At 66.2% G+C, this 20,771-nt stretch carries 29 protein-coding genes; 8 read left to right on the forward strand and 21 right to left on the reverse strand.

What is annotated here, in order from left to right; genetic code table 11:
- Positions 1 to 110 precede the first annotated feature (110 nt).
- The 5 genes from EAO27_RS17915 to EAO27_RS17935 all read left to right on the forward strand — a co-directional run bounded on the left by EAO27_RS17915 (position 111) and on the right by EAO27_RS17935 (position 4,171).
- Positions 111 to 962: a polysaccharide deacetylase family protein gene (locus EAO27_RS17915; protein WP_242772803.1), complete on the forward strand. Its 852-nt coding sequence runs from the start codon at positions 111 to 113 to the stop codon at positions 960 to 962.
- Entirely contained in the window at positions 959 to 1,732 is a 774-nt protein-coding gene (locus tag EAO27_RS17920) for a formyltransferase family protein (RefSeq protein ID WP_242772807.1), read from the forward strand. The genes EAO27_RS17915 and EAO27_RS17920 overlap by 4 nt, the downstream gene beginning before the upstream one ends.
- A gap of 292 nt (positions 1,733 to 2,024) precedes the next feature.
- Positions 2,025 to 2,309: a PspC domain-containing protein gene (locus EAO27_RS17925; RefSeq protein ID WP_242772810.1), complete on the forward strand. Its 285-nt coding sequence runs from the start codon at positions 2,025 to 2,027 to the stop codon at positions 2,307 to 2,309.
- A gap of 254 nt (positions 2,310 to 2,563) precedes the next feature.
- Positions 2,564 to 3,235 carry a hypothetical protein gene (locus EAO27_RS17930; RefSeq protein ID WP_242772813.1) on the forward strand — a complete coding sequence of 224 codons (672 nt, stop codon included), beginning with the start codon at positions 2,564 to 2,566 and terminating at the stop codon, positions 3,233 to 3,235.
- 90 nt (positions 3,236 to 3,325) lie between these two features.
- A complete protein-coding gene (locus tag EAO27_RS17935) occupies positions 3,326 to 4,171 on the forward strand; it encodes a MoxR family ATPase (RefSeq protein ID WP_242772816.1) in 846 nt (281 codons plus the stop codon).
- Between the two features lies 1 nt (position 4,172).
- On the opposite strand, the gene EAO27_RS17940 is transcribed toward EAO27_RS17935, so the two are convergent.
- Both EAO27_RS17940 and EAO27_RS17945 read right to left on the reverse strand, forming a co-directional pair.
- Positions 4,173 to 5,270, reverse strand: coding sequence for a putative 2OG-Fe(II) oxygenase (locus tag EAO27_RS17940; protein WP_242772829.1), 1,098 nt, complete (start codon positions 5,268 to 5,270; stop codon positions 4,173 to 4,175).
- Positions 5,271 to 5,409: 139 nt separating this feature from the next.
- The gene (locus EAO27_RS17945) at positions 5,410 to 6,807 is read right to left on the reverse strand and encodes a methyl-accepting chemotaxis protein (RefSeq protein WP_242772834.1); all 1,398 of its coding nucleotides are present in this window, start codon (positions 6,805 to 6,807) and stop codon (positions 5,410 to 5,412) included.
- A gap of 182 nt (positions 6,808 to 6,989) precedes the next feature.
- Between EAO27_RS17945 and EAO27_RS17950 the strand changes: the two genes are divergently transcribed.
- Positions 6,990 to 9,254 carry an NADP-dependent malic enzyme gene (locus EAO27_RS17950; protein ID WP_242772837.1) on the forward strand — a complete coding sequence of 755 codons (2,265 nt, stop codon included), beginning with the start codon at positions 6,990 to 6,992 and terminating at the stop codon, positions 9,252 to 9,254.
- Positions 9,255 to 9,443: 189 nt separating this feature from the next.
- On the opposite strand, the gene bamE is transcribed toward EAO27_RS17950, so the two are convergent.
- Positions 9,444 to 9,938 carry an outer membrane protein assembly factor BamE gene (bamE, locus tag EAO27_RS17955; RefSeq protein WP_242772841.1) on the reverse strand — a complete coding sequence of 165 codons (495 nt, stop codon included), beginning with the start codon at positions 9,936 to 9,938 and terminating at the stop codon, positions 9,444 to 9,446.
- A gap of 174 nt (positions 9,939 to 10,112) precedes the next feature.
- On the opposite strand from bamE, the gene EAO27_RS17960 reads away from it, so the two are divergent.
- Both EAO27_RS17960 and EAO27_RS17965 read left to right on the forward strand, forming a co-directional pair.
- On the forward strand, positions 10,113 to 10,643 hold the full coding sequence (locus tag EAO27_RS17960; protein ID WP_242772844.1) for a ubiquinol-cytochrome C chaperone family protein: 531 nt from the start codon (positions 10,113 to 10,115) through the stop codon (positions 10,641 to 10,643).
- Positions 10,640 to 11,167: a DUF177 domain-containing protein gene (locus EAO27_RS17965; protein WP_242772847.1), complete on the forward strand. Its 528-nt coding sequence runs from the start codon at positions 10,640 to 10,642 to the stop codon at positions 11,165 to 11,167. The genes EAO27_RS17960 and EAO27_RS17965 overlap by 4 nt, the downstream gene beginning before the upstream one ends.
- Before the next feature lie 28 nt (positions 11,168 to 11,195).
- On the opposite strand, the gene EAO27_RS17970 is transcribed toward EAO27_RS17965, so the two are convergent.
- From EAO27_RS17970 to rpsC, 18 genes are all read right to left on the reverse strand, one after another.
- A complete protein-coding gene (locus tag EAO27_RS17970) occupies positions 11,196 to 11,978 on the reverse strand; it encodes a hypothetical protein (protein WP_242772850.1) in 783 nt (260 codons plus the stop codon).
- A 123-nt stretch (positions 11,979 to 12,101) separates the two neighbouring features.
- Positions 12,102 to 12,767: an adenylate kinase gene (locus EAO27_RS17975; RefSeq protein WP_242772861.1), complete on the reverse strand. Its 666-nt coding sequence runs from the start codon at positions 12,765 to 12,767 to the stop codon at positions 12,102 to 12,104.
- A 51-nt stretch (positions 12,768 to 12,818) separates the two neighbouring features.
- Positions 12,819 to 14,192, reverse strand: coding sequence for a preprotein translocase subunit SecY (gene secY, locus EAO27_RS17980; RefSeq protein ID WP_242772863.1), 1,374 nt, complete (start codon positions 14,190 to 14,192; stop codon positions 12,819 to 12,821).
- A 300-nt stretch (positions 14,193 to 14,492) separates the two neighbouring features.
- Positions 14,493 to 14,984 carry a 50S ribosomal protein L15 gene (rplO, locus tag EAO27_RS17985; protein WP_242772865.1) on the reverse strand — a complete coding sequence of 164 codons (492 nt, stop codon included), beginning with the start codon at positions 14,982 to 14,984 and terminating at the stop codon, positions 14,493 to 14,495.
- A 56-nt stretch (positions 14,985 to 15,040) separates the two neighbouring features.
- Positions 15,041 to 15,247, reverse strand: coding sequence for a DUF1737 domain-containing protein (locus EAO27_RS17990; protein ID WP_242772867.1), 207 nt, complete (start codon positions 15,245 to 15,247; stop codon positions 15,041 to 15,043).
- Positions 15,248 to 15,252: 5 nt separating this feature from the next.
- Positions 15,253 to 15,438: a 50S ribosomal protein L30 gene (rpmD, locus tag EAO27_RS17995; RefSeq protein WP_120217707.1), complete on the reverse strand. Its 186-nt coding sequence runs from the start codon at positions 15,436 to 15,438 to the stop codon at positions 15,253 to 15,255.
- Between the two features lie 4 nt (positions 15,439 to 15,442).
- Positions 15,443 to 16,141: a 30S ribosomal protein S5 gene (rpsE, locus tag EAO27_RS18000; RefSeq protein WP_242772871.1), complete on the reverse strand. Its 699-nt coding sequence runs from the start codon at positions 16,139 to 16,141 to the stop codon at positions 15,443 to 15,445.
- Between the two features lie 2 nt (positions 16,142 to 16,143).
- A complete protein-coding gene (rplR, locus tag EAO27_RS18005; RefSeq protein WP_242772874.1) occupies positions 16,144 to 16,497 on the reverse strand; it encodes a 50S ribosomal protein L18 in 354 nt (117 codons plus the stop codon).
- A gap of 3 nt (positions 16,498 to 16,500) precedes the next feature.
- Positions 16,501 to 17,034 carry a 50S ribosomal protein L6 gene (gene rplF / locus EAO27_RS18010; protein ID WP_242772876.1) on the reverse strand — a complete coding sequence of 178 codons (534 nt, stop codon included), beginning with the start codon at positions 17,032 to 17,034 and terminating at the stop codon, positions 16,501 to 16,503.
- The gene (gene rpsH, locus EAO27_RS18015) at positions 17,034 to 17,438 is read right to left on the reverse strand and encodes a 30S ribosomal protein S8 (protein ID WP_242772878.1); all 405 of its coding nucleotides are present in this window, start codon (positions 17,436 to 17,438) and stop codon (positions 17,034 to 17,036) included. Before rpsH ends, rplF begins: the two co-directional genes overlap by 1 nt.
- A 12-nt stretch (positions 17,439 to 17,450) precedes the next feature.
- Positions 17,451 to 17,756 (reverse strand): 30S ribosomal protein S14, encoded by a 306-nt coding sequence (gene rpsN, locus EAO27_RS18020; protein ID WP_242772880.1) that lies wholly within the window; start codon positions 17,754 to 17,756, stop codon positions 17,451 to 17,453.
- A gap of 49 nt (positions 17,757 to 17,805) precedes the next feature.
- Complete coding sequence (gene rplE / locus EAO27_RS18025) at positions 17,806 to 18,384, reverse strand: 50S ribosomal protein L5 (RefSeq protein WP_242772896.1); 579 nt, start codon at positions 18,382 to 18,384, stop codon at positions 17,806 to 17,808.
- Positions 18,377 to 18,694 (reverse strand): 50S ribosomal protein L24, encoded by a 318-nt coding sequence (rplX, locus tag EAO27_RS18030; RefSeq protein WP_242772898.1) that lies wholly within the window; start codon positions 18,692 to 18,694, stop codon positions 18,377 to 18,379. Before rplX ends, rplE begins: the two co-directional genes overlap by 8 nt.
- 2 nt (positions 18,695 to 18,696) lie before the next feature.
- Positions 18,697 to 19,065, reverse strand: a complete 369-nt coding sequence (gene rplN, locus EAO27_RS18035) for a 50S ribosomal protein L14 (RefSeq protein ID WP_053555865.1) — start codon at positions 19,063 to 19,065, stop codon at positions 18,697 to 18,699.
- A 68-nt stretch (positions 19,066 to 19,133) separates the two neighbouring features.
- On the reverse strand, positions 19,134 to 19,400 hold the full coding sequence (rpsQ, locus tag EAO27_RS18040; protein ID WP_242772900.1) for a 30S ribosomal protein S17: 267 nt from the start codon (positions 19,398 to 19,400) through the stop codon (positions 19,134 to 19,136).
- 11 nt (positions 19,401 to 19,411) lie between these two features.
- Positions 19,412 to 19,615 carry a 50S ribosomal protein L29 gene (gene rpmC, locus EAO27_RS18045; protein ID WP_054589693.1) on the reverse strand — a complete coding sequence of 68 codons (204 nt, stop codon included), beginning with the start codon at positions 19,613 to 19,615 and terminating at the stop codon, positions 19,412 to 19,414.
- A gap of 4 nt (positions 19,616 to 19,619) precedes the next feature.
- Complete coding sequence (gene rplP / locus EAO27_RS18050) at positions 19,620 to 20,051, reverse strand: 50S ribosomal protein L16 (protein WP_058805191.1); 432 nt, start codon at positions 20,049 to 20,051, stop codon at positions 19,620 to 19,622.
- An 11-nt stretch (positions 20,052 to 20,062) separates the two neighbouring features.
- Positions 20,063 to 20,770 (reverse strand): 30S ribosomal protein S3, encoded by a 708-nt coding sequence (rpsC, locus tag EAO27_RS18055; protein ID WP_242772902.1) that lies wholly within the window; start codon positions 20,768 to 20,770, stop codon positions 20,063 to 20,065.
- Position 20,771 lies beyond the last annotated feature (1 nt).

Here is a 20,771-nt window from a genome sequence, read left to right on the forward strand (position 1 = left end):
AGGGACCGGCGACAGGCGCCAGTATTTTGGCATGCGGCGCGGTTTCGCGATTCGACGCCCGGGCGACAAAAGCTTTGTGCCAGCAGCGCGGATTTGCCATTGGCGTCGCGATGCAGGACGATTTGCGCTTTGCCGAAACCGCCGCCGAAGCCTGGGCCCCCGTCGCCGGGTGGCGGGCGCGGATCCGCGGCGCAGCGCGCGCAGCGCGGATCCGGATCGAGGCGATGCGGCAGCGCCCGGCCGCGGCCCCCTTCGTCCGCTGCCTCTATGCCCATGCCGTCTTTGCCGACACGGTGCCGACCTTTCGCGCCTTCCTGCGCGCGGCAAAACAGGAAGGCGAGTTCGTCGACACGCCGACGCTGCGCGCGATCATCGCCGACGGCAGGCCGAGCGACGGGCGCTTTTTCCACCTGAGCTTCGACGACGGCTTCGCGAGCGTCTATGAGGATGGCGGGCCGGTGATGGAGGACGAGCGCGTCCCCTATACGATGTTCGTTGCGACCGACCTGATCGACGCCGATCCCAAGACGCTGAACAGCTATTTCGCGCATATGCCCGCCTATCGCGCGCGCGTGCGCACGCTCGACTGGCCGCAGGCGAAGGCGGCCGCGGGGGGCATCGGCGAGATCGGGTGCCACACGCGCACGCATGCGCGGCTGTCCAATATCTCCGGCGAGCCCGCGCGCCTTGCTGACGAGATCGCGGGCGCCAAGGCGATCATCGAGGGTCATGTCGGCCGGCCCTGCGACAGTTTCGCCTGGCCCTATGGCACCGCGACCGACATCGATCATCGCGGTCGTGCGGCGATCGCCGCGGCGGGCTTTACGAGCAATTTCAGCGCCGTCCGCGGCGTCGTCCGGCCGGGCACGACCGACGTGATGGACATTCCGCGCCACCAGGTCGAATTCCACTGGCCGCTGCGCGAACTGATGGTGTGGGCACGGGGGTTTCGCGAGGCATGACGCTGCGCGTCGCCCTGATGACGAGCGGCCCGGTCGGCGGATCGGGCGTGGTACTCGACCGGCTGACCCGCGTTCCCGAGGTCGAGATCGCCTGCCTGATCGTGTCCGAAACGATCGTCGCGAAACGCAGCCGGACCAAGATGCTCAAAAAGGTCTGGAAGATCGGGCTGCTCGGCGCGCTCAACGGCATCCGCATTCGGAAATGGTTCGGCCACGACATGCGCACCGACGCGCGCGAGGTGGCAAAGGCGCACGGCATCCCGATCGTGACCGTGCCGCGCGTCAATTGCGACGAGACGGTCGCGGCGCTGAAGCGACATGCCCCCGACCTCGGCATTTCGGTCGGCAATTCCTATATCGCGTCGCGCGTCTTCACCGTGCCGCGCGAAGGCTTCATCAATTTCCACGGGGAACTGCTCCCCGAATATCCGGGCGCGCAGAGCGTGATCTGGCCCATCTATTTCGGCCGCACCCAGACGGGCTACACGATCCACCGCATCGACAAGGGGATCGACACCGGCGCGGTGCTCTACAAGCGCGCGGTCGACATCGATTTTCAGCCACGGCTTGCCGACACGATCCGGCGCACCAACGACAGGGTGCGCGAGGAACTGCCCGAGGCCTTTGCCGCACTGCTCGCCGACTGGGATGCGCACGCAGCGGTGGCGGTGCCGCAACAGGCCGGACGGCACTTCACCACCCCGACGTTCACACAATATCTGCGTATCGAGCGCAACAACCGGCGGCTGGCGCGCGCGCGCGACGCCTAAAAACTTGCTGCGGCGCACAAAATTTGCCGCGCACTCTTAAAATCTTCATATTTCCTCGCCAGATAGCGCCAGGTTGGCGCCCGAATCGCTTCAGCGGGCATTCAGGTGCCGACCAGTAATTGGCGCATATTCCCGCTCGATGGGAAAGAATCCGGTCAGAATGGCGAAAACCGCATCTGGCCCTGTCCGAAAACCCCCGAAATTCGGGTCAAAACATAATTGGCATGCCCATTGCTTTGTGTCGGGCATGACCGCGGGGCGACGCTCGCGGACCACAGGAAAGACTGAGACAATGCAGCAGGAAACCACCAATCTCTTCCGCCGCCGCGACACCTTTTTCGGGATCTGCGAGGCCGTGGGCCAGGACTTCGGCTTCAACCCGCTTTGGTTGCGGCTGGCCTTCATCGCGCCGCTCTTCTTCTTCCCGGTGCAGAGCTTCGCCGCCTATTTCGGACTCGGCCTGGTCGTACTCGCGTCGCGGCTGATCTTCCCCGACCGCCGCGCCGCCGCGGCCGAACCGGCGCCCGTAGCCGTCGACGCCCAAATGCCCGAGGCGCCGCTCGCGCTCGCCGCCTGATCGCTCCCGGATCCGGGCGGGCTGCCCTCTCCCTCGCGCCCGCCCGCTCCGGCCGCACGGCGCCCGCCGTGCCGCAACAGCGACCGGCAAGCCCCGCTTGCCGGTCGCCTGCCCGCCGATCGCACCGCCTGTCTCGCTGCGAGACAACGGCTCGTCGATTGGCGCGCCCCTCATAAACGCGCTGTTTACGACGTTGCTCTATGGCTCGACGCAAGGCCGGACCGAACGGGCCGCCCACAGGCAAGGAAGAAGCGTTGAGCCAGTCGCCCCAGTTCCAGCAACCGACGCGCAGCGTCGCCGAAATGCTCGACGCGCTGGTCGCGGGCGAGGGCACCGGCGCGCATCGCCACGTCCGTTCGGGGGCGCTGTCGAACGGCGCCGAAGCGATGCGCAACCTCGCCGACGCGGTTCATTTTCTCTGCCTGCTGCACGGCCGCCATCCGGGCGTCATCGACAGCGCCGCGCGCAAGGCGGTCGATCCCGTGTCGCGCGACTGGATGGACGAGGCGGCGCAGGCCTTTGCCGAAGAACGCGCCTTTCTGTCAAAGATCACCGCCGCGGTCGGCCCCGTGCCGAGCACGCAGGGCCAGGACCAGTGCGAGGCCGCGGTTGCGGCGCAGCGCAAGGCGCTCGACATGCTTGCCGAATCGGATCGCCGCGGCTGCGCGGTCGGCGCGGCGATCGCGCTGACGCTCGACTGGCGCACGATCCGCGTCCTGCTCGACATCAGCGCGCAACGGCTCGACATGGCACCGCCGCGCTGCACGCTGCCCGACCTGCGCGAGACCGCACGCCTGGCCGCGACGGTCGCCGACACCCCCGCCGCCGAGCGCGCGATGCTGTTCGGCGCGCAGCAATTGATCACGCAGCACAGCGGCTTGTGGGACCTTCTCGACGCGCGCGCAGCGAGCCGGGCGCACAGCTGACGCATCGTCAGGCGCGCTTGCGCCGCCCCCCGGCCCTCGCTATGCCCTTTCCCAGATTGACGTTCACGTTAAGGGAAAGGCGAAGCTGCCATGCGCTTTGAAGGAACCAGCGCCTATATTGCGACCGACGACCTGAAGGTCGCGGTCAACGCCGCGACGCTGCTGCGCCGCCCACTGCTGGTGAAGGGCGAACCCGGCACCGGCAAGACGGTACTGGCCGAACAGATCGCGCAAGCCTTCGACGCGCCGCTGATCACCTGGAACATCAAGTCGACCACCAAGGCGCAGCAGGGCCTGTACGAATATGACGCGGTCGCGCGGCTGCGCGACGGCCAGCTCGGCGAAGAACGCGTCCACGACATCCGCAATTATATCCGCAAGGGCAAATTGTGGGAGGCCTTCACCTCGCCCAAGCTTCCCGTCCTGCTGATCGACGAGATCGACAAGGCCGATATCGAGTTCCCGAACGACCTGCTCCAGGAACTCGATCGCATGGCGTTCCATGTCTATGAGACCGACGAGACGATCACGGCGAAGGAACGCCCGATCGTCGTCATCACCTCGAACAATGAAAAGGAACTGCCCGACGCCTTCCTGCGCCGCTGTTTCTTTCACTATATCAAGTTCCCCGACCGCGACACGATGGCGTCGATCGTCGAGGTCCATTTCCCGGGCATCCAGAAGACGCTGGTCAGCCGCGCGATGGATATCTTCTACGAAGTGCGCGACGTGCCGGGCCTGAAGAAGAAACCTTCGACCAGCGAGCTGATCGACTGGCTCAAGCTGCTGCTCGCCGAGGACATGCCGATCGAAGTGCTGCAGAACCGCGACGTCGGCAAGGCGATCCCGCCGCTCCACGGCGCACTGCTCAAGAATGAGCAGGACGTGATGCTGTTCGAAAAGCTGGCGTTCATGGCGCGCCGCCAGGGCGGCTGAGTCAGGCCACGGGTTCCAGATCGACCGGGATCGAGATCCGCGCCGCGCGGTCGCGCGACGGGATGACGTCGTGGAAGAAATGCGACGGAAAGAGCGTGAGCCAGCCCGGCCGCGGCGCCAGCCGCCGTTCGCCCCAGCACGGCGCATAGCCCCCGGTATAGGCCGCACACGCCCCGATCGACAGCGCGCCGCGCCCATCGGCGGCGCGTGCCACCGTGTCGGGGCAGTTGACGTGATAGACGCTCGACACATGCCCGAACGGGTGAATGTGCAGGCCGTTGTGCCCTGCCCCGCGCAGCACCGTCACCCCGCAGAAGAGGCGCGCCCGGGCGGGCGGCGGCGGCAGGCATTGGTCGAGGCCAAGCGCCGGCGCCTCTGCCAGATACGCCTCCATCGCCGCGCGGACCCGATCCAGCAGCCGCGTCATCGCGGGCGCGGCGCGCGTATCGGGATCGTAGACGATGCGCGTTTCGGCATCGGCCACGCCCGATCCGGCGAGCGCGAGCGCCTCTGCCGCAAGCTGCGCGTTGAAGGCCGCCGCATCGCCGTCCGACGCCTGTTCGGCGATCGGCACCTGCACGATATGCCGGTCAAGGTCGACGAGCGCGCGCGCCTCGTCCTCGCGGCCCAGCCGCGACAGGGCGATCGCGCGATTGGCGCGCGCGACGGTGCCGTGCGCTAGCAGCGACGGCAGCGCATCGCAGGCGGCCAGCAGCGGCCCGCCATCGGCGAGCCGCGCGAGCGGCGCGAGCAGATTGAAAAGTCCCCGAAACCGGTCGTCGCCGCGATCGATCGCATCGACGAAGGCCGCGCGCGCTTCGCCCGGCCGGCCCAGCGCCGCCAGCGCCTTGCCGCGACAGATCGCCAGCGCGGCACCGTCGCAACCCGCCGCGCGGCCGCGATCACAGGCCGCCAGCGCCGCCCCGGGGTCGCCGACCCGCAAATAGCTTTCGCTGAGCATCGCCCAGTCGGGCGCGGCGCCGCCCCGATGGGAAGCGAGCGATTCGAACCCGGCAATCGCCGCAGCAAAATCACGCCTGCGGAAAGCGATCGCGGCCGCGGCGGCGCGCGCGGGACCGCTGTCGGGCCGAAGCCGCATTGCCTCCTGCGCCAGGCGCGCCGCGGCTGCCAGACGCGGCGGGGCCGTTCTTTCCGATTCAACCCATTGCACCGGCACACCCTCCTCGCCGGCGACGCTATGCGGCGCGCGGGGCGAAGACAAGCCGACCAACCGGCGATCAAAGCTGGTAGGCGACCTCGACATCGCCCCAGCGGCGACCACCGATCACGACCGGCATATAGACGTTGCGCACGGTGACATAATTGGTGCCGTCGCCTTCCTGGCGATAGACCGCCATGAAGAAGGGCGCGTCGCTTTTCTTCGCCGCCCTGTCGGTGTCGTCGAACAGGATGCGGCCGTTGCGGCAATGCGCGGTGTCATGGACAACATCGCCCGTCGGGGCGCGCGAACAATCGGTGATATGGGTCGGCAGGAAGCCGTTCATGTCGCCCGCGGACGACATCTTCACCTCGGGATGGTTGGCAACGATGCGGTCGAACAGCGGACGCCAGTGCGCGTCGGCCCAGTCGCACAGGCTGGTGCGAAAGCGTTCGGGGTTCGAGCCCGGCACCCGGACATATTGCGTGTCGAAAAGCTGGTCCATCGAGAGTGCGCCGTCGGCGACGGCGCGTTCGGCGATGGCGACGAATTCGTCACGCACGCTGGCAGCGAGCGCGACCACCGCCGAATCGCGCGGCGACACCCCGGCCGAGATCACCGCGTTGAACATGCGGTTCGACACATGCTCCATCTTGAGGATCGAATCGCGCGTGCCGTCGAGCGTCGCGCTGTTGTCGCGCACCGAGCCGACGACGCGGTCGAGCGCCCCGCGCACCTTCGCACCATTGGCGTGCACCATCGCGCTCGACTGGGCGATGCGGTCGCTCTGGTCGTCGAGCAGCGCGACGAGGTGCGTCGCATCGTGCAGCGCCTCGGTGATCGTCTCGAACTGCGCCTCGGCGCGGCTCGACTGTTCGACCCCCGACTGGATTTCGGTGACGAGCCCGCTGGCCTCGGTCGCGAGGCTTCCGATGCTGCGGCGGATTTCGTCGGTGGCGCTGCGCGTGTTCTGCGCCAGCTTCTTTACCTCGGCAGCGACGACCGCGAAGGTGCGCCCCGCATCGCCTGCGCGCTCGGCCTCGATCGCGGCGTTCAAGGCGAGCATGTTGGTCGTCTTGGCGATCGATTCGATCGACTGGCTGACCTGCTGCACCTGTTCCATCACCGCGGCGAAATTGGTGACGTGCGCGCCGAGTCGCGCGATCAGGTCGATCACCGACCGGAATTCGGCGACCGCCGCGTTGACGCGTTCGGCACCGGTGTCGAGCTGTTCGCAGGCGCGCGCCGACAGCAGCTTCGCTTCGTCGGTCGAATCGGCGATCTGGCGCTGGTCGGCCTCGAGCCCGACGACATATTCCTCGAGCCGCCCGAGTTCGGCAATCTGCCGCTCCATCTGGTCGGTCGAGCGCCGGATGCGGCCCGCTGCCTCGCTGCAACCGACGGCCAGTTCGCCGCAGTCGCCCGCGACCGACTGGTCGAGCATCGGAGTCGCCGGATTGATCGGATCGAATTTCATTGCGCCACCCAGGTCAAGATCATCGACCGGTCATGCCCGATATTGGTTAATGCAGGGTCAATGCTTTGCTGCACACGGCGCCGGCGCGGGCGTCTCGCACATTGGCGGTTACAATTGCCTCGCGTGACGCTAGGGAACCCTTCTGGGCGCGCGTCTGGAAAATTCGAACCAAGGGGATAAAAATGGACAGCGGCAGCAAGGTGCAATTCTCCGATCGCGAAGCCCTGCTCTACCATGAACATGGGCGCCCGGGAAAAATCGAGATCATCGCGTCAAAGCCGATGGCGACGCAGCGCGACCTGTCCCTCGCCTATTCGCCCGGCGTCGCCGTCCCGGTGAACGCGATCGCCGAAGATCCCGCCAAGGCCTATGATTATACCGCCAAGGGCAATCTGGTCGCCGTCATCTCGAACGGCACCGCGATCCTCGGGCTCGGCAACCTCGGCGCGCTCGCCTCGAAGCCGGTGATGGAAGGCAAGGCGGTGCTGTTCAAGCGTTTCGCCGACGTCGATTCGATCGACCTCGAGGTCGCGACCGAAGACCCGCAGGCCTTCATCGAGGCGGTCGAACTGCTCGAACCGAGCTTCGGCGGGATCAACCTCGAGGATATCGCGGCGCCCAACTGCTTCATCATCGAGGCGGCGCTCAAGGAAAAGATGAACATCCCGGTGTTCCATGACGACCAGCATGGCACCGCGATCATCACCGCCGCGGGCCTGATCAACGCCTGTCACCTGACCGGGCGTGACCTTGCGACGGTCAAGGTCGTCGTCAACGGCGCCGGTGCGGCGGCGATCGCCTGCACCGCGCTGATCAAGGCGATGGGCGTCAAACATGAAAATGTCATCATGTGCGACCGCAAGGGCACCATCTATCAGGGCCGCACCGAAGGCATGGACCAGTGGAAGTCGGCGCATGCGGTGCCGACCGAAGCGCGCAACCTGACCGAGGCGCTGGTCGGCGCCGACGTTTTCCTGGGCCTGTCGGCCGCGGGTGCGCTCAAGCCCGAGATGGTCAAGGACATGGCGGCGGCGCCGATCATCTTTGCGATGGCGAACCCGGATCCCGAAATCTCGCCGCCGGATGCCCGCGCGGCGCGGCCCGACGCGATCATCGCGACCGGGCGCTCGGACTATCCGAACCAGGTCAACAACGTGCTCTGCTTCCCCTTCATCTTCCGCGGCGCGCTCGACGTGCGCGCGACCGCGATCAACGAAGAGATGAAGATCGCCGCCGCTTACGCCATCGCCGACCTGGCACGCCAGCAGGTGCCCGAGGAGGTCGCGGCGGCCTATGGCGGGCGCGCGTCGAGCTTTGGTCCCGAATATATCATCCCCTCCCCCTTCGATCCGCGGCTGATGGAGATCGTTCCGACCGCAGTCGCCAAGGCAGCGATGGACACCGGCGTCGCCCAGCGGCCGATCGAAGACCTCGGCGAATATCGCAACCGGCTGCGCGCGCGGCTGAACCCGACGACGTCGGTGCTGACGCTGGCCTATGAGGCGGCACGCGCCAATCCGAAGCGTGTCGTCTTCGCCGAAGGCGAAGAGGAAGTCGTGCTGCGCGCGGCGATCCAGTTCCGCGACGGCGGCTACGGCATTCCCGTGCTCGTCGGGCGCGAGGGGCTTCACGACAAGCTGCGTGCGATGGGCGTCGCCGACGCCGAAAGCTTCGAGGTCCACAACAGCGTCAATTCGCCGCATGTGCCGCAGATGGTCGACATGCTGTACGAGCGGCTCCAGCGGCGCGGTTATCTGCGCCGCGACATCGAGCGCATGGTCAACCGCGACCGCAACATCTTCGGCTCGCTACTGCTCAAGCTGGGGTTGGGCGACGCGATGATCACCGGCGTCACACGCACCTATTCGCAGACGATGCGCGAGGTGCGGCGCGTGATTGACCCCGCCGAGGGCAAGACCGCGTTCGGCATCCACGTGCTGGTCGGCCAGCACCACACGATCTTCATGGCCGACACGACGGTCAACGAACGCCCGACCGCCGAGCAGCTCGCCGATATCGCCGAACGCACCGCACAGGTCGCGCGACGCATGGGGCACGAACCGCGCGTCGCCTTCCTCTCCTATTCGACCTTCGGCAACCCGCCGGGATCGTGGCTCGACAATATCCGCGACGCGGTGTCGATCCTCGACCGGCGCCAGCCGGGCTTCGAATATGAAGGCGAGATGGCGCCCGACGTCGCGCTCAACGAGAAGCTGATGAAGAATTACCCCTTCTGCCGCCTGTCGGGTCCGGCGAACGTGCTGGTCATGCCGGGGCTGCAGTCGGGCAATCTGTCGGCGAAGCTGCTGCGCGAACTCGGTGGCAGCGCGGTGATCGGGCCGATGCTGATCGGGATGGAACAGCCGGTGCAGGTCGCGACGATGGCGTCGCCGGCATCGGACCTGGTGACGCTCGCGGTGCTCGCGGCGGGCGGAATCGCGGGCTAGAGTGCGGGTTTTCAGGTCGTCGGGTGAGTCCGGCTGATTTGAAAACACTCCGAGCGCGCCAAGCAGCCGGTGCCCGAAACGGCGCCGGCCCGCCTCCCCGTCCTGGCCTTCGACCGGGCATGCCGATCAGAAGAGCCAGGCGGGGAGCGGGCCGGTGCGGCGTAGTCCGGTCGCAGTTGGGACCCGCTGCTACTGGCTCCCCGGGCCGCCGCCGCCGCCCATGCCGGGCGCACCCACGGCGCCGATATTGCCGAAGATATCCTCGAAGAAGCTGCGCTCGCGGCCAAGCGTCGGGGTCTTGTCGCCTTCGGGATTGAGCCGGCTCACCAGCTCGATCCCGGTGCGGTCGACCGCAGCGACGTTCCCCGCGGCGTCGAACCGGACGCGCAGCACCTGCTGGTTGACCGCGCGCGGATTGGCAAAGGCGAGCGCGCGCGTTTCGCGCGACAAATAATAATATTCATTGTTGCTGAACTGGCCGACGAAGGTCGGGCGTCCGAGCGTCTTTTCCACCGATTCGCGGTTGTCGACGCCGGGGGTGATCGCGTCGGTGAGCACCGGGTCGGCGACATAGCCCTGGCGTCCCTTGAGCTGGGTGCAGCCGCTGGTGCCGAGCGCCAGCGCGAGGCCGACGAGCAGGAGGCGCGCGCGCGGTCCGGACAAATGGGTCGTGATATGCGGCATCAATGGTCTCCGTTGCGCGTCTGTGCCGCTCGCCCCCGCGACTGCGCTTCTTTCGCCCGCGCCTCTTAGCGCCAAGCGGGCGCGACGCACAAGCCGCTTGTGGCGCGGCAAAGCTTGCTGGAGCCTGACCGGCGCCCCCTTTCGTCGCGTCCCGAAACGGCCTAAGCGGTGCGGATGATTTCGCTTCGCAAATTTTTCAAGCCCGGCCCCGACCCGCGCGAGGCCATGCGCCCGCTGTGGGACGCGGTGATCGCCGCCGCCCGCCGGCCGCACTGGTACGTCGAGGGCGGGGTTCCCGACACGCTCGACGGCCGGTTCGACATGGTCAGCCTGGTGATGGCGCTGGTGCTTCACCGCATCGACGAGGATCCGGCGCAGGCGCTGGCCGGCGTCCAGTTCACCGAATTGTTCGTGAGCGACATGGACGGCCAGATGCGCCAGATCGGGTTCGGCGACATGGTCGTCGGCAAGCAGATCGGCCGGATGGTCGGCGCGCTCGGCGGACGGCTCGGCGCCTATCGCGCACCCGACGGATCGGAGGAGCTGCGCGAGGCGCTGGTGCGCAACCTGTGGCGCGGCAAGGCCCCCGCCGATGCGCATCTGGATCATGTCGTGGCCGAAATTGGCGCGCTGCGCCGTGCACTCACGGCGATGCCCGTCGCCGACCTCGTCGCGGCTGACCGGTTGCCCGTGGACCACGCATGATGACGCTCCCCGAATTTTCGCACGTCGTGACGCTCGCCGAAGCAGCGCAGGGGCGCAGTCTCGCGCTCGTCGCCGACCCCGCGGCGCGCGCGGCGATCGCACGCCGGCTCGGCCTTGTGTCGCTCGACATGTTCGAGACCGACGTCGAGGTCCGCGCGGTCGCGGGCGGGATGGGCGTGCGCGGCACGGTGCGCGCCGCGCTGGTTCAGCCGTGCGCGGCAACCGACCTGCCGGTCGCGGCAGCGGTCAGCGAAGCCTTCGACCTTCGCTATCTGCGCGACATCGGCCCGGTCGAGCCCGAAGACGAGATCGAGCTCGGCGAGGAGGAGATCGACACGCTGCCGCTCGAACACGACCGCGTCGATGTCGGCGAAGTTGCGGTGCAGACGCTGTCGCTCGCGCTCGATCCCTATCCGCGCCACCCCGACGCCGACCGCATCCTCGCCGAAAAGGGCGTGCTGAGCGAAGAACAGGCGGGTCCGTTCGCCGCGCTCGCGGCGCTCAAGGGGAAAAAAGGCGGCTAAGCTCCGTCAGGCGTGCGTCGCCTGCCGTTCAATCGAGGACAGACAGCCCCGGCGACGCTTCGGGCGGCGCGGTCGCGTCGTCCTCCTTGTCGCCTTCGGCGGCGGCCGGCGGGTCGGCGAGCAGGTCAGCCATCGCGTCGTCGAGGCTCGGTTCGGCCTTTTCGGGATCGTTTTTTTCGGGTTCGGCCTTCTTTGGAGCCTTCTTCGCGGGGAGCGCGGCCTCGCCGGCTTCCTCTGCCGCCGCCTTTTCGGCACGGCTGGGCGGCAGCGCACCACCGAGCGCAGCGGTGAGACCGACGAGCTGTTCGCCGATCACCGTATCGACCGCGGGCGCGATCTCGTCGATCTTGAAGCGCATATAGCCGCCGACGACATAGTCGAAGCGGATCGCCGCGCCGGTCGGCGTCTCCTTGATCTGGATCGTCAGCGTGCCGGTCAGCGCCTCGCCCTGCAGCGGGCCGAAGGCGCCCGACAGGCGCAGGATTTCATTGGGTTTGGCAAAAAGGATGCGCGCATGCTGGACGCTGCCGAGCCCCTTGCCGGTGTCGGGCAGCTTTTCGCAAAAGCAGCCCCCCGCCTGCGAATCGAGCCAGAAATTGGCTGCGTCGCCCGACCAGCTGTGCGCTTTCGACCACCATTTCTGGGGCATGCGGAGCATTTTCCAGACATCCTCGGGGGTCGCGGCGACCTGCGCAGTATGCGCGACGGTGAAACCGAGTGCCCCCTGGTCGACGACCTTGGCCTGCGCCTGAGTCCCGGTGAGTACGGCAACCGGCAAAAGCGCCGTCGCCAGCATGATTTTCAGATTCATCGCCCATCCCCCACCGCCACAGGGCTTCGTCATTGCGAGCGAAGCGAAGCAATCCAGGGCGGCCTTGCACCGCGCTGGATTGCCACGGGGCTGCGCCCCTCGCAATGACGATGTGAAGGCTGGCTAGCCGGTCGTCGCGGCGCTGAGGATCGTCTCGATCGCATCGTTGACGACGTCGATGTCGGCCATGCCGTCGACGCGGGTCACGATGCCGCGCGCGTCGTAGATCGGCAGGATCGGCGCGGTCTTGGCGCGATATTCGGCCATGCGCGTGCGCACCGTTTCCTCATTATCGTCGGGACGGCGCTTGAATTCGTCGCTGCCGCAAACGTCGCAAACATTGGCCACCTTGGGCAGCTTGTAGCGATCATGATAGCCCGCGCCGCATTTTGCGCAGCTGAAGCGGCCGGTGATGCGGTCGACGAGCGCGTCTTCCTCGACCACCAGTTCGATCACATGGTCGAGCTTGCGCCCGCGCGCGGCGAGAATCTCGTCGAGCGACGCGGCCTGCGCGGCGGTGCGCGGATAGCCGTCGAAGATCACCGAGACGTCCCCGCCAAGTTCGTCGAGCCGTTCGCCGATCAGCCCCGAGACGATCGCGTCCGAGACGAGTTCGCCGGCGTCCATCACCGCCTTTGCCTGGACGCCGACCGGCGTCCCCGCCTTGACCGCAGCGCGCAGCATGTCACCGGTCGACAGCTGCACCATGCCATGCTCGTCCTCGAGCCTGACCGCCTGCGTTCCCTTGCCCGCCCCCGGCGGTCCCAGCAAAATGATATTGAGCGTCATGGAAGCCCCTGTTTCCCCATTGCTTGAGTCGGGATTGGCCTAGCGGGCGCTTCAGCGCCGTGCAACGCCGCCCTTCAATTTGGCTTTCTTGATCAGGTCGCCATATTGATGCGCAAGCATGTGGCTCTGGATCTGGGTGATCGTATCGATCGTCACGTTGACGATGATGAGCAGGCTGGTGCCGCCGAGCTGGAACGGCAGGCCCGACTGGGCGATGAAATATTCGGGCACCAGACAGATGAGCGCGAGATAGGCGGCGCCGATCACGGTGATGCGCGTCAGCACATGATCGAGATAGGCGGCGGTGTTCTTGCCCGGGCGGATGCCGGGAATGAAGCCGTTCTGGCGCTTCAGATTGTCGGCGGTTTCCTCCGGATTGAAGACCACCGCGACGTAGAAGAAGCAGAAAAAGATGATGCCCGCGGCATAGAGCGCCATGTAAAGCGGCTGGCCGTGCGCGAGATACTGGTTGAGCGTGATCAGGAAATCGCCCGACGCGGTGTCGCCCTGGACATTATTGCCCATGAACTGGGTGATCGTGAGCGGCATCAGCAGCAGCGACGAGGCGAAGATCGGCGGGATGACGCCCGCGGTGTTGACCTTGAGCGGCAGGTGGCTGCGGTCCGCCTGCATCACACCGCGCTGCGTCGCGCGCTTCGGATATTGTACGAGCACGCGCCGCTGCGCACGCTCCATGAAGCTGATGAAGGCGATCAGCACGACCGCGCCGATGATCACCGCGAACACGGTGCCGCCGCCCATCGAGCCTTCGCGGACCTGGCTGAACATCTGCGCAAAGCTGCGCGGCAGCTGCGCGAGAATGCCCGCCATGATGATCAGCGAAACGCCGTTGCCAATGCCACGGCTGGTGATCTGTTCGCCAAGCCACATCAGGAACAGCGTGCCGCCGACGATGCTGATCACCGCCGAAATGCGGAACAGCATGCCCGGATCGACGACGATCGCGATACCCTGTGCGCCGGTCGACGCCTCGGCGGTCATCGCGAGGAAATAGGCCTGAATCGCGGTGAGGAAGACCGTGCCGTAGCGCGTATACTGGTTGAGCTTCTTGCGCCCGCTCTCGCCCTCTTTCTTGAGCGCGGCGAGGCTCGGCGCGAGCGCCGAGGCGAGCTGAACCACGATCGACGCGGTGATGTAGGGCATGACGCCGAGCGCGATGATGCTGAGGCGCTCGAGGCTGCCGCCCGAGAAGGTGTTGAAGATGTCGAGGACGCCGCCCGAAGCCGCCTGCTGATAGGCCTGCGCCAGCGCGACGGGATCGATCCCCGGCAGCGGCACGAAGGACAGGAAGCGGAAGACGATCAGCGCGCCGATCGTGAACCAGATGCGGTTCTTGAGTTCGGTCGCCTTGCCGAACTTCGAGAAGTTCAGGTTGGAAGCAAGCTGGTCGGCGCGAGAGGCCATGGTATCTTTCCTCGAGTGGCGGACCGCGCCCCCCGCGACCCGGCGCCTATGTGCGTTCGAAGGTCACGAAGCGCAAGGGGAAAGGCCCATTTAGCGGTGAGCCGACGCTCCTGTGCCGCTTTGAATATCCGTTCGCATCGTGCGAAACCGGGATGCACCCGCAACCGGGCATTGTTCCGGAAGATGCCCCGGCCCGCCGGCCTGTCCGCTGTGCCTGCAAGGCAGGCGGCGGATGGGCGCCAGCAGGAACGGGCGCGTCATATGCCGAGGGGCGATCCTTCCGGACCGCCCCTTCGATCATTATTCAGCCTTGGCTTCTTCAGCCGCCGCGGCAGGCAGTTCGACCTTGCCGCCGGCCTTTTCGACCGCCGCGATCGCGCCCTTCGACGCGCCGGCGACCGCGAAGCTCAGCTTCGCCGTCAGTTCGCCCTTGGCGAGGAGGCGGACGCCGTCCTTGCCGCCGCGGGCAACACCCGCCGCCTTGAGCGCGGCATGGTCGACGACGGCCTTGGCGTCGAGCTTCTTCTCGTCGACGAGCTTCTGCACCTGGCCGAGGTTCACGATCGCGAAATCCTTGGCGAAGATGTTGTTGAAGCCGCGCTTCGGGATGCGCATGTGGAGCGGCATCTGGCCGCCCTCGAAGCCGTTGATCGCGACGCCGCTGCGGGCCTTCTGGCCCTTCTGACCGCGGCCGGCGGTCTTGCCCTTGCCCGAGCCGATGCCGCGTCCGACGCGCATGCGGCCCTTGCGGGCGCCGTTGTTGTCACGAAGATCGTTGAGCTTGATAGTCATTATAATGCACTCGCTTTCGCTGTGTTCGCGCTGGGACCGTACCGCCTGCGGCGGGATCAGTCGGGTTCGATTTCGCTCGACGGCTGAAAGCCGGAATAGGGTCCGGCCTTTTCCATCACGATGGCCTGGGCGACATAGCCGCGGCCATCGACACTGGTGATCGACGGGCTGCCGTGAAGCTGCCACCCCCGGTTGAGCAGCCCCTCGACGCGCGCGCAGAAGGCGGCATCGTCGGGACCGGTCAACAGGCGGTAGAGCTTCATGGCGTTCAGCCCTCGACGACTTCCACCATGTGCGGCAGCTTGCGAATCATGCCGCGCACTTCGGGGGTATCGACCAGTTCGACCTCGCGGTGCATCTTGCCCAGGCCGAGGCCGGTCAGGATGGCGCGCTGGCCCTTGGGACGACGGATCGGCGAGCCGATCTGGCGAATCTTGATCTTCTTGTCGGCCATGGTCTTACTCCGTCACCGCCGCGGCTTCGGCCTCGGCTGCGCGGTCGGACACGCCGCCACGCTTGATCAGGTCCGAAACCTTCTTGCCGCGACGCTGCGCGACCGACTTCGGGCTGGTCTGTTCGCCCAGCGCTTCGAAGGTCGCGCGGATCATGTTGTAGGGGTTCGAGGTGCCGACCGACTTGGTCACCACGTCGGCAACGCCCAGCGATTCGAACACGGCGCGCATCGGGCCGCCGGCGATGATGCCGGTCCCGGCAGGCGCCGAGCGCAGCGTCACATTGCCGGCGCCGAAGTGGCCGCGACCGTCATGGTGCAGCGTACGACCGTCGCGCAGCGGAACGCGAATCATCGCCTTCTTCGCGGCAGCGGTCGCCTTCGAAATCGCTTCGGGCACTTCGCGCGCCTTGCCGTGACCGAAACCGGCGCGGCCCTTGCCGTCGCCGACGACGACGAGCGCGGCGAAACCGAAGCGCTTGCCGCCCTTCACGGTCTTCGAGACGCGGTTGATGTGGACGAGCTTTTCAATCAGCTCTTCACCGCCATCCTCGTCGCGCGGACGACGATCGTCGCGGCGGCCACGGCCACCGTCACGGCCGCCACGACCGCCATCGCGGCCGCCGCCACGGCCGCGGCGCGGAGCCTGGCCCTCGGTCGGGGTCGCCTCGGGGGCGCCTTCGGCGTTCTGAATTTCGTCTGCCATGATTAGAACTCCAATCCGCCTTCGCGAGCCGCGTCGGCCAGCGCCTTGATGCGCCCGTGGAACAGGAAGCCGCCGCGGTCGAACACGACCTGCGTCACGCCCGCCTTCTTGGCGGCGTCGGCGAGGCGCTTGCCAACGTCAGCCGCAGCTGCCGTGGTCGCGCCGGTCTTGCCGCGGACATCCTTGTCGAGCGTCGAAGCCGAAGCCAGCGTCTTGCCGGCGGCGTCGTCGATGAGCTGCGCATAGATGTGACGGCCCGAGCGGTGCACCGAAAGGCGCGGACGTCCGGCGGCGCGCTGACGAAGAGCGGTACGGACGCGCTGGCGGCGTTTTTGGAAAGGGGTAAGATGTGCCATGGCTTACTTCTTCTTGCCTTCTTTGCGGAAGATGTACTCGCCGCGATACTTGATGCCCTTGCCCTTGTAGGGCTCCGGCTTGCGCCAACGACGGATTTCCGCCGCGACCTGACCGACCTTCTGCTTGTCGATACCGGTGATCTCGATCGTCGTGTTGTCCGGCGTCTTGATCTCGATGCCTTCGGGCACCGCGAAATCGACATCATGGCTGTAGCCGAGCTGCAGCTTGAGCGTCTTGCCCTGCGAGTTGGCGCGGTAGCCAACGCCGGTGATCTCGAGAACCTTGGTGAAACCCTCGGTCACACCGGTGATCAGGTTCTGGACCAGCGTGCGCTGCATGCCCCAGAAAGCGCGAGCTTCGCGGGTCGAGTTCGCGGGCTGCACCGAAATGCTGCCTTCGCCGACTTCGTAGGTGATGAGGTCGGACAGCGGCATCGCGAGGGTGCCCTTCGGCCCCTTCACCGACAGCTGGCCGCCGTCGATCGCGGCGGTGACACCGCCGGGGATCGCTACTGCCTTTTTACCAATGCGCGACATCAGAACACCTCCGCCAGCACTTCGCCGCCGACATTATGCTCGCGAGCCTCGGCGTCCGAGAGAACGCCGCGCGGGGTCGACACGATGGTGATGCCCAGGCCGTTGCGCACGATCGGCAGCTCTTTCGAGCCCGAATAGACGCGGCGGCCCGGCTTCGAGACGCGGGCCACGTGGCGGATCGCCGGCTGGCCTTCGAAATATTTCAGCTCGATGCGGATGCCCTTGTGCTGGCCCTTCGTGCCCAGCGCTTCTTCGCTGTAGCCGCGGATATAGCCTTCGCGCTGGAGCACATCGAGAACGCGGACGCGCAGGGTCGAGGCGGGAGTGAGGACGCTGTCCTTCTTCGCCTGCTGGCCGTTGCGGATGCGGGTGAGCATGTCACCCAGAGGATCGGTCATTGCCATCTTGCGTCTTCCTTACCAGCTCGACTTCACAACGCCGGGGATCAGGCCCTTGTTGGCCAGATCGCGGAGCTGAATACGGCACAGCCGGAACTTGCGATAATAAGCGCGCGGACGCCCGGTCATCTCGCAGCGGTTGCGGATACGGGTCGGATTGCCGTTGCGCGGGATTTCCGCCATCTTGAGGCGCGCGATCAGACGCTCGCCATCGTCGAGCGAGGTGTCGGCCGCAATGGCCTTCAGCTTCGCATAACGGCCGGCATATTTCTTCACCAGCTTCTTGCGACGCTCATTCTTGTTCGTCGAACTCAGTTTCGCCATGACTTAAGTTCTCTTTCCTTCTTGAAAGAGCCTGCCAGATCCCGGGGGATCAGGCGGCTTCCTTTTCCTGCGCTTCGATCGGGAAGGGGAAGCCGAACAGCTTGAGCAGTTCGCGGGCTTCCTCGTCGGTGCGAGCGGTGGTGGTGACGATCACGTCCATGCCGCGCACCTGGTCGATGCGGTCATAGTTGATCTCGGGGAAGATGATCTGTTCCTTGAGGCCCATGGCATAGTTGCCACGGCCGTCGAAGCTGGTCGCCGACACGCCGCGGAAGTCGCGGATACGCGGCATCGCGATCGTGATCAGGCGATCGAGGAACTCGTACATGCGTTCGCGGCGCAGGGTGACCTTGCAACCGATCGGCATGCCTTCGCGCAGCTTGAACTGGGCGATCGACTTCTTGGCCTTGGTCACGACGGGCTTCTGGCCGGCGATGAGTTCCATCTCGGCAGCTGCCGATTCGACCTTCTTCTTGTCCTGCGTGGCTTCGCCGACGCCCATGTTGAGCGTGATCTTCTCGATCTTCGGCACTTCCATCACATTCTTGTAACCGAATTTCTCGGTCATCGCCTTGACGATCACATCGTCATAGCGCTTGCGCATGCGCGGGGTGTAGTTGTCAGCCATTGATGGTCTCCCCGGACTTCACGGCCACGCGGACCTTCTTGCCGTCCTTGGTTTCGAAGCGCACGCGCGTCGGCTTGCCGGTCTTGGGATCGGCGAGCGCCACCTTGCTCGCGTAGAGCGGTGCTTCCTTGCGCTCGAGGCCGCCCTGCGGATCCTGCTGGCTCGGCTTCTTGTGGCGCGTGATGATGTTGACGCCCGCGACGACGACCTTGCCGTCCTTCGGCAGGCTCTGCGTCACTTCGCCCGTCTTGCCCTTGTCCTTGCCGGACAGGATGACGACCGTGTCGCCCTTCTTGATCTTGTTCGCCATGGTCAGAGCACCTCCGGCGCCAGGCTGATGATCTTCATATAGCCCTTGCCGCGCAGCTCGCGGACGACGGGGCCGAAGATACGGGTGCCAATCGGCTCCTCGTTCTTGTTGACGAGCACGGCGGCGTTGCTGTCGAAACGGATCACCGAACCGTCGGCGCGGCGCACGTCCTTGGCGGTGCGGACGATGACGGCGCGATGGACGTCACCCTTCTTCACCTTGCCGCGCGGCTGCGCTTCCTTGATCGACACGACGATGACGTCGCCGACGCCGGCGGTGCGACGCTTCGACCCGCCCAGCACCTTGATGCACTGGACGCGCTTGGCGCCGCTGTTGTCGGCGACTTCCAATTGTGACTGCATCTGGATCATCGATGCATTTCCTTCTTACCTGGCCTACCGGGTCGTCCCGGCGGTTCCGTGAAAATAAGCGCGAAGCCTCAGGCTTCGGCCGCTTTCGGCTTGGCGGAGGTTTCGACCTTGTCGAGCACCTTCCACGTCTTCAGCTTCGAAATCGGCTTCGTTTCCTCGATGCGGACGGTTTCGCCAGCCTTGACGCTGTTGTCCTCATCATGGGCGTGATACTTTTTCGAACGACGGATGATCTTGCCGTAGAGCGGGTGCTTCACCTTCCGCTCCACCTTCACCACGACGGTCTTGTCGCCCTTGTCGGACACCACCGTGCCGGTCAGAATGCGCTTCGGCATGGTCAGTCTCCTTACTTCGCAGCCGAGCGCGAACGCTCGGTCTGCTGCGTCTTGATGCGAGCGATCGAACGCCGCACTTCCTTGACGCGCGATGCCTTTTCAAGCTGGCCGGTGGCCGCCTGGAAGCGGAGGTTGAACGCCTCGCGCTTCAGTTCGCCAAGCTGTTCGGCGAGCTGGTCGTCGGTCTTGGCCTTGAAATCTTCGGTCTTGGCCATGTCCTTAACCCTCCAGGTGCGAGGTGTCGCCGAGGCGGGCAACGACCTTCGTCTTGATCGGCAGCTTCATCGCCGCGCGCTCGAACGCCAGCGCGGCCACGGGGCCCGGAACGCCGTCGAGTTCGAACAGGATGCGGCCCGGCTTCACGCGCGCGGCCCAGAATTCCGGCGAACCCTTGCCCTTGCCCATGCGGACTTCGGCGGGCTTCGACGACACGGGGACGTCGGGAAACACGCGGATCCAGAGGCGGCCCTGACGCTTGATCGCACGGCTGATCGCGCGGCGCGCCGCTTCGATCTGGCGCGCGGTGATGCGCTCGGGTTCCATCGCCTTCAGCCCGTAGGAGCCGAAGTTCAGCGCGGTGCCGCCCTTGGCGTTGCCGTGGATACGGCCCTTGAACGCCTTGCGGAACTTGGTCTTTTTCGGTTGCAGCATGTCAGCAGTCCTTAGCGGCGATCTTCACGAGCCGGACGGACACCGGTCGTCTGTGCGTCGAGCATCAGACGGTCGGTCGCCATCGGGTCATGACCCAGGATCTCGCCCTTGAAGATCCACACCTTGATCCCGCACACGCCATAGGCAGTGTGCGCTTCGGCTTCGGCATAGTCGACATTGGCGCGCAGCGTGTGCAGCGGCACGCGACCTTCGCGATACCATTCGGTGCGGGCGATCTCGGCACCGCCGAGACGGCCGGCGCAGTTGATGCGGATGCCCTCGGCGCCGAGACGCATCGCCGACTGCACGGCGCGCTTCATGGCGCGGCGGAACGCCACGCGGCGCTCGAGCTGGTCGGCAATGCCCTGGCCGACGAGCTTGGCGTCGACCTCGGGCTTGCGGATTTCGACGATGTTCAGCGACACGTCGCTGCCGGTCAGTTCGCCGAGCTGCTTGCGCAGCTTTTCGATGTCGGCGCCCTTCTTGCCGATGATGACGCCCGGACGGGCGGCATAGATCGACACGCGGCAAAGCTTCGCGGGACGCTCGATCACCACCTTCGAGATCGCGGCCTGCGGCAGCGTCTTGAAGATGAAGTTGCGGATCTTCAGATCCTCGATGAGCATGCGCCCATAGTCCTGCCCTTCGGCGAACCAGCGACTGTCCCAGGTGCGGTTGACCTGCAGGCGCAGGCCGATCGGATTGCTCTTCTGGCCCATC

The sequence above is a fragment of the Sphingopyxis sp. YF1 genome, from assembly GCF_022701295.1.
Taxonomy (GTDB): domain Bacteria; phylum Pseudomonadota; class Alphaproteobacteria; order Sphingomonadales; family Sphingomonadaceae; genus Sphingopyxis.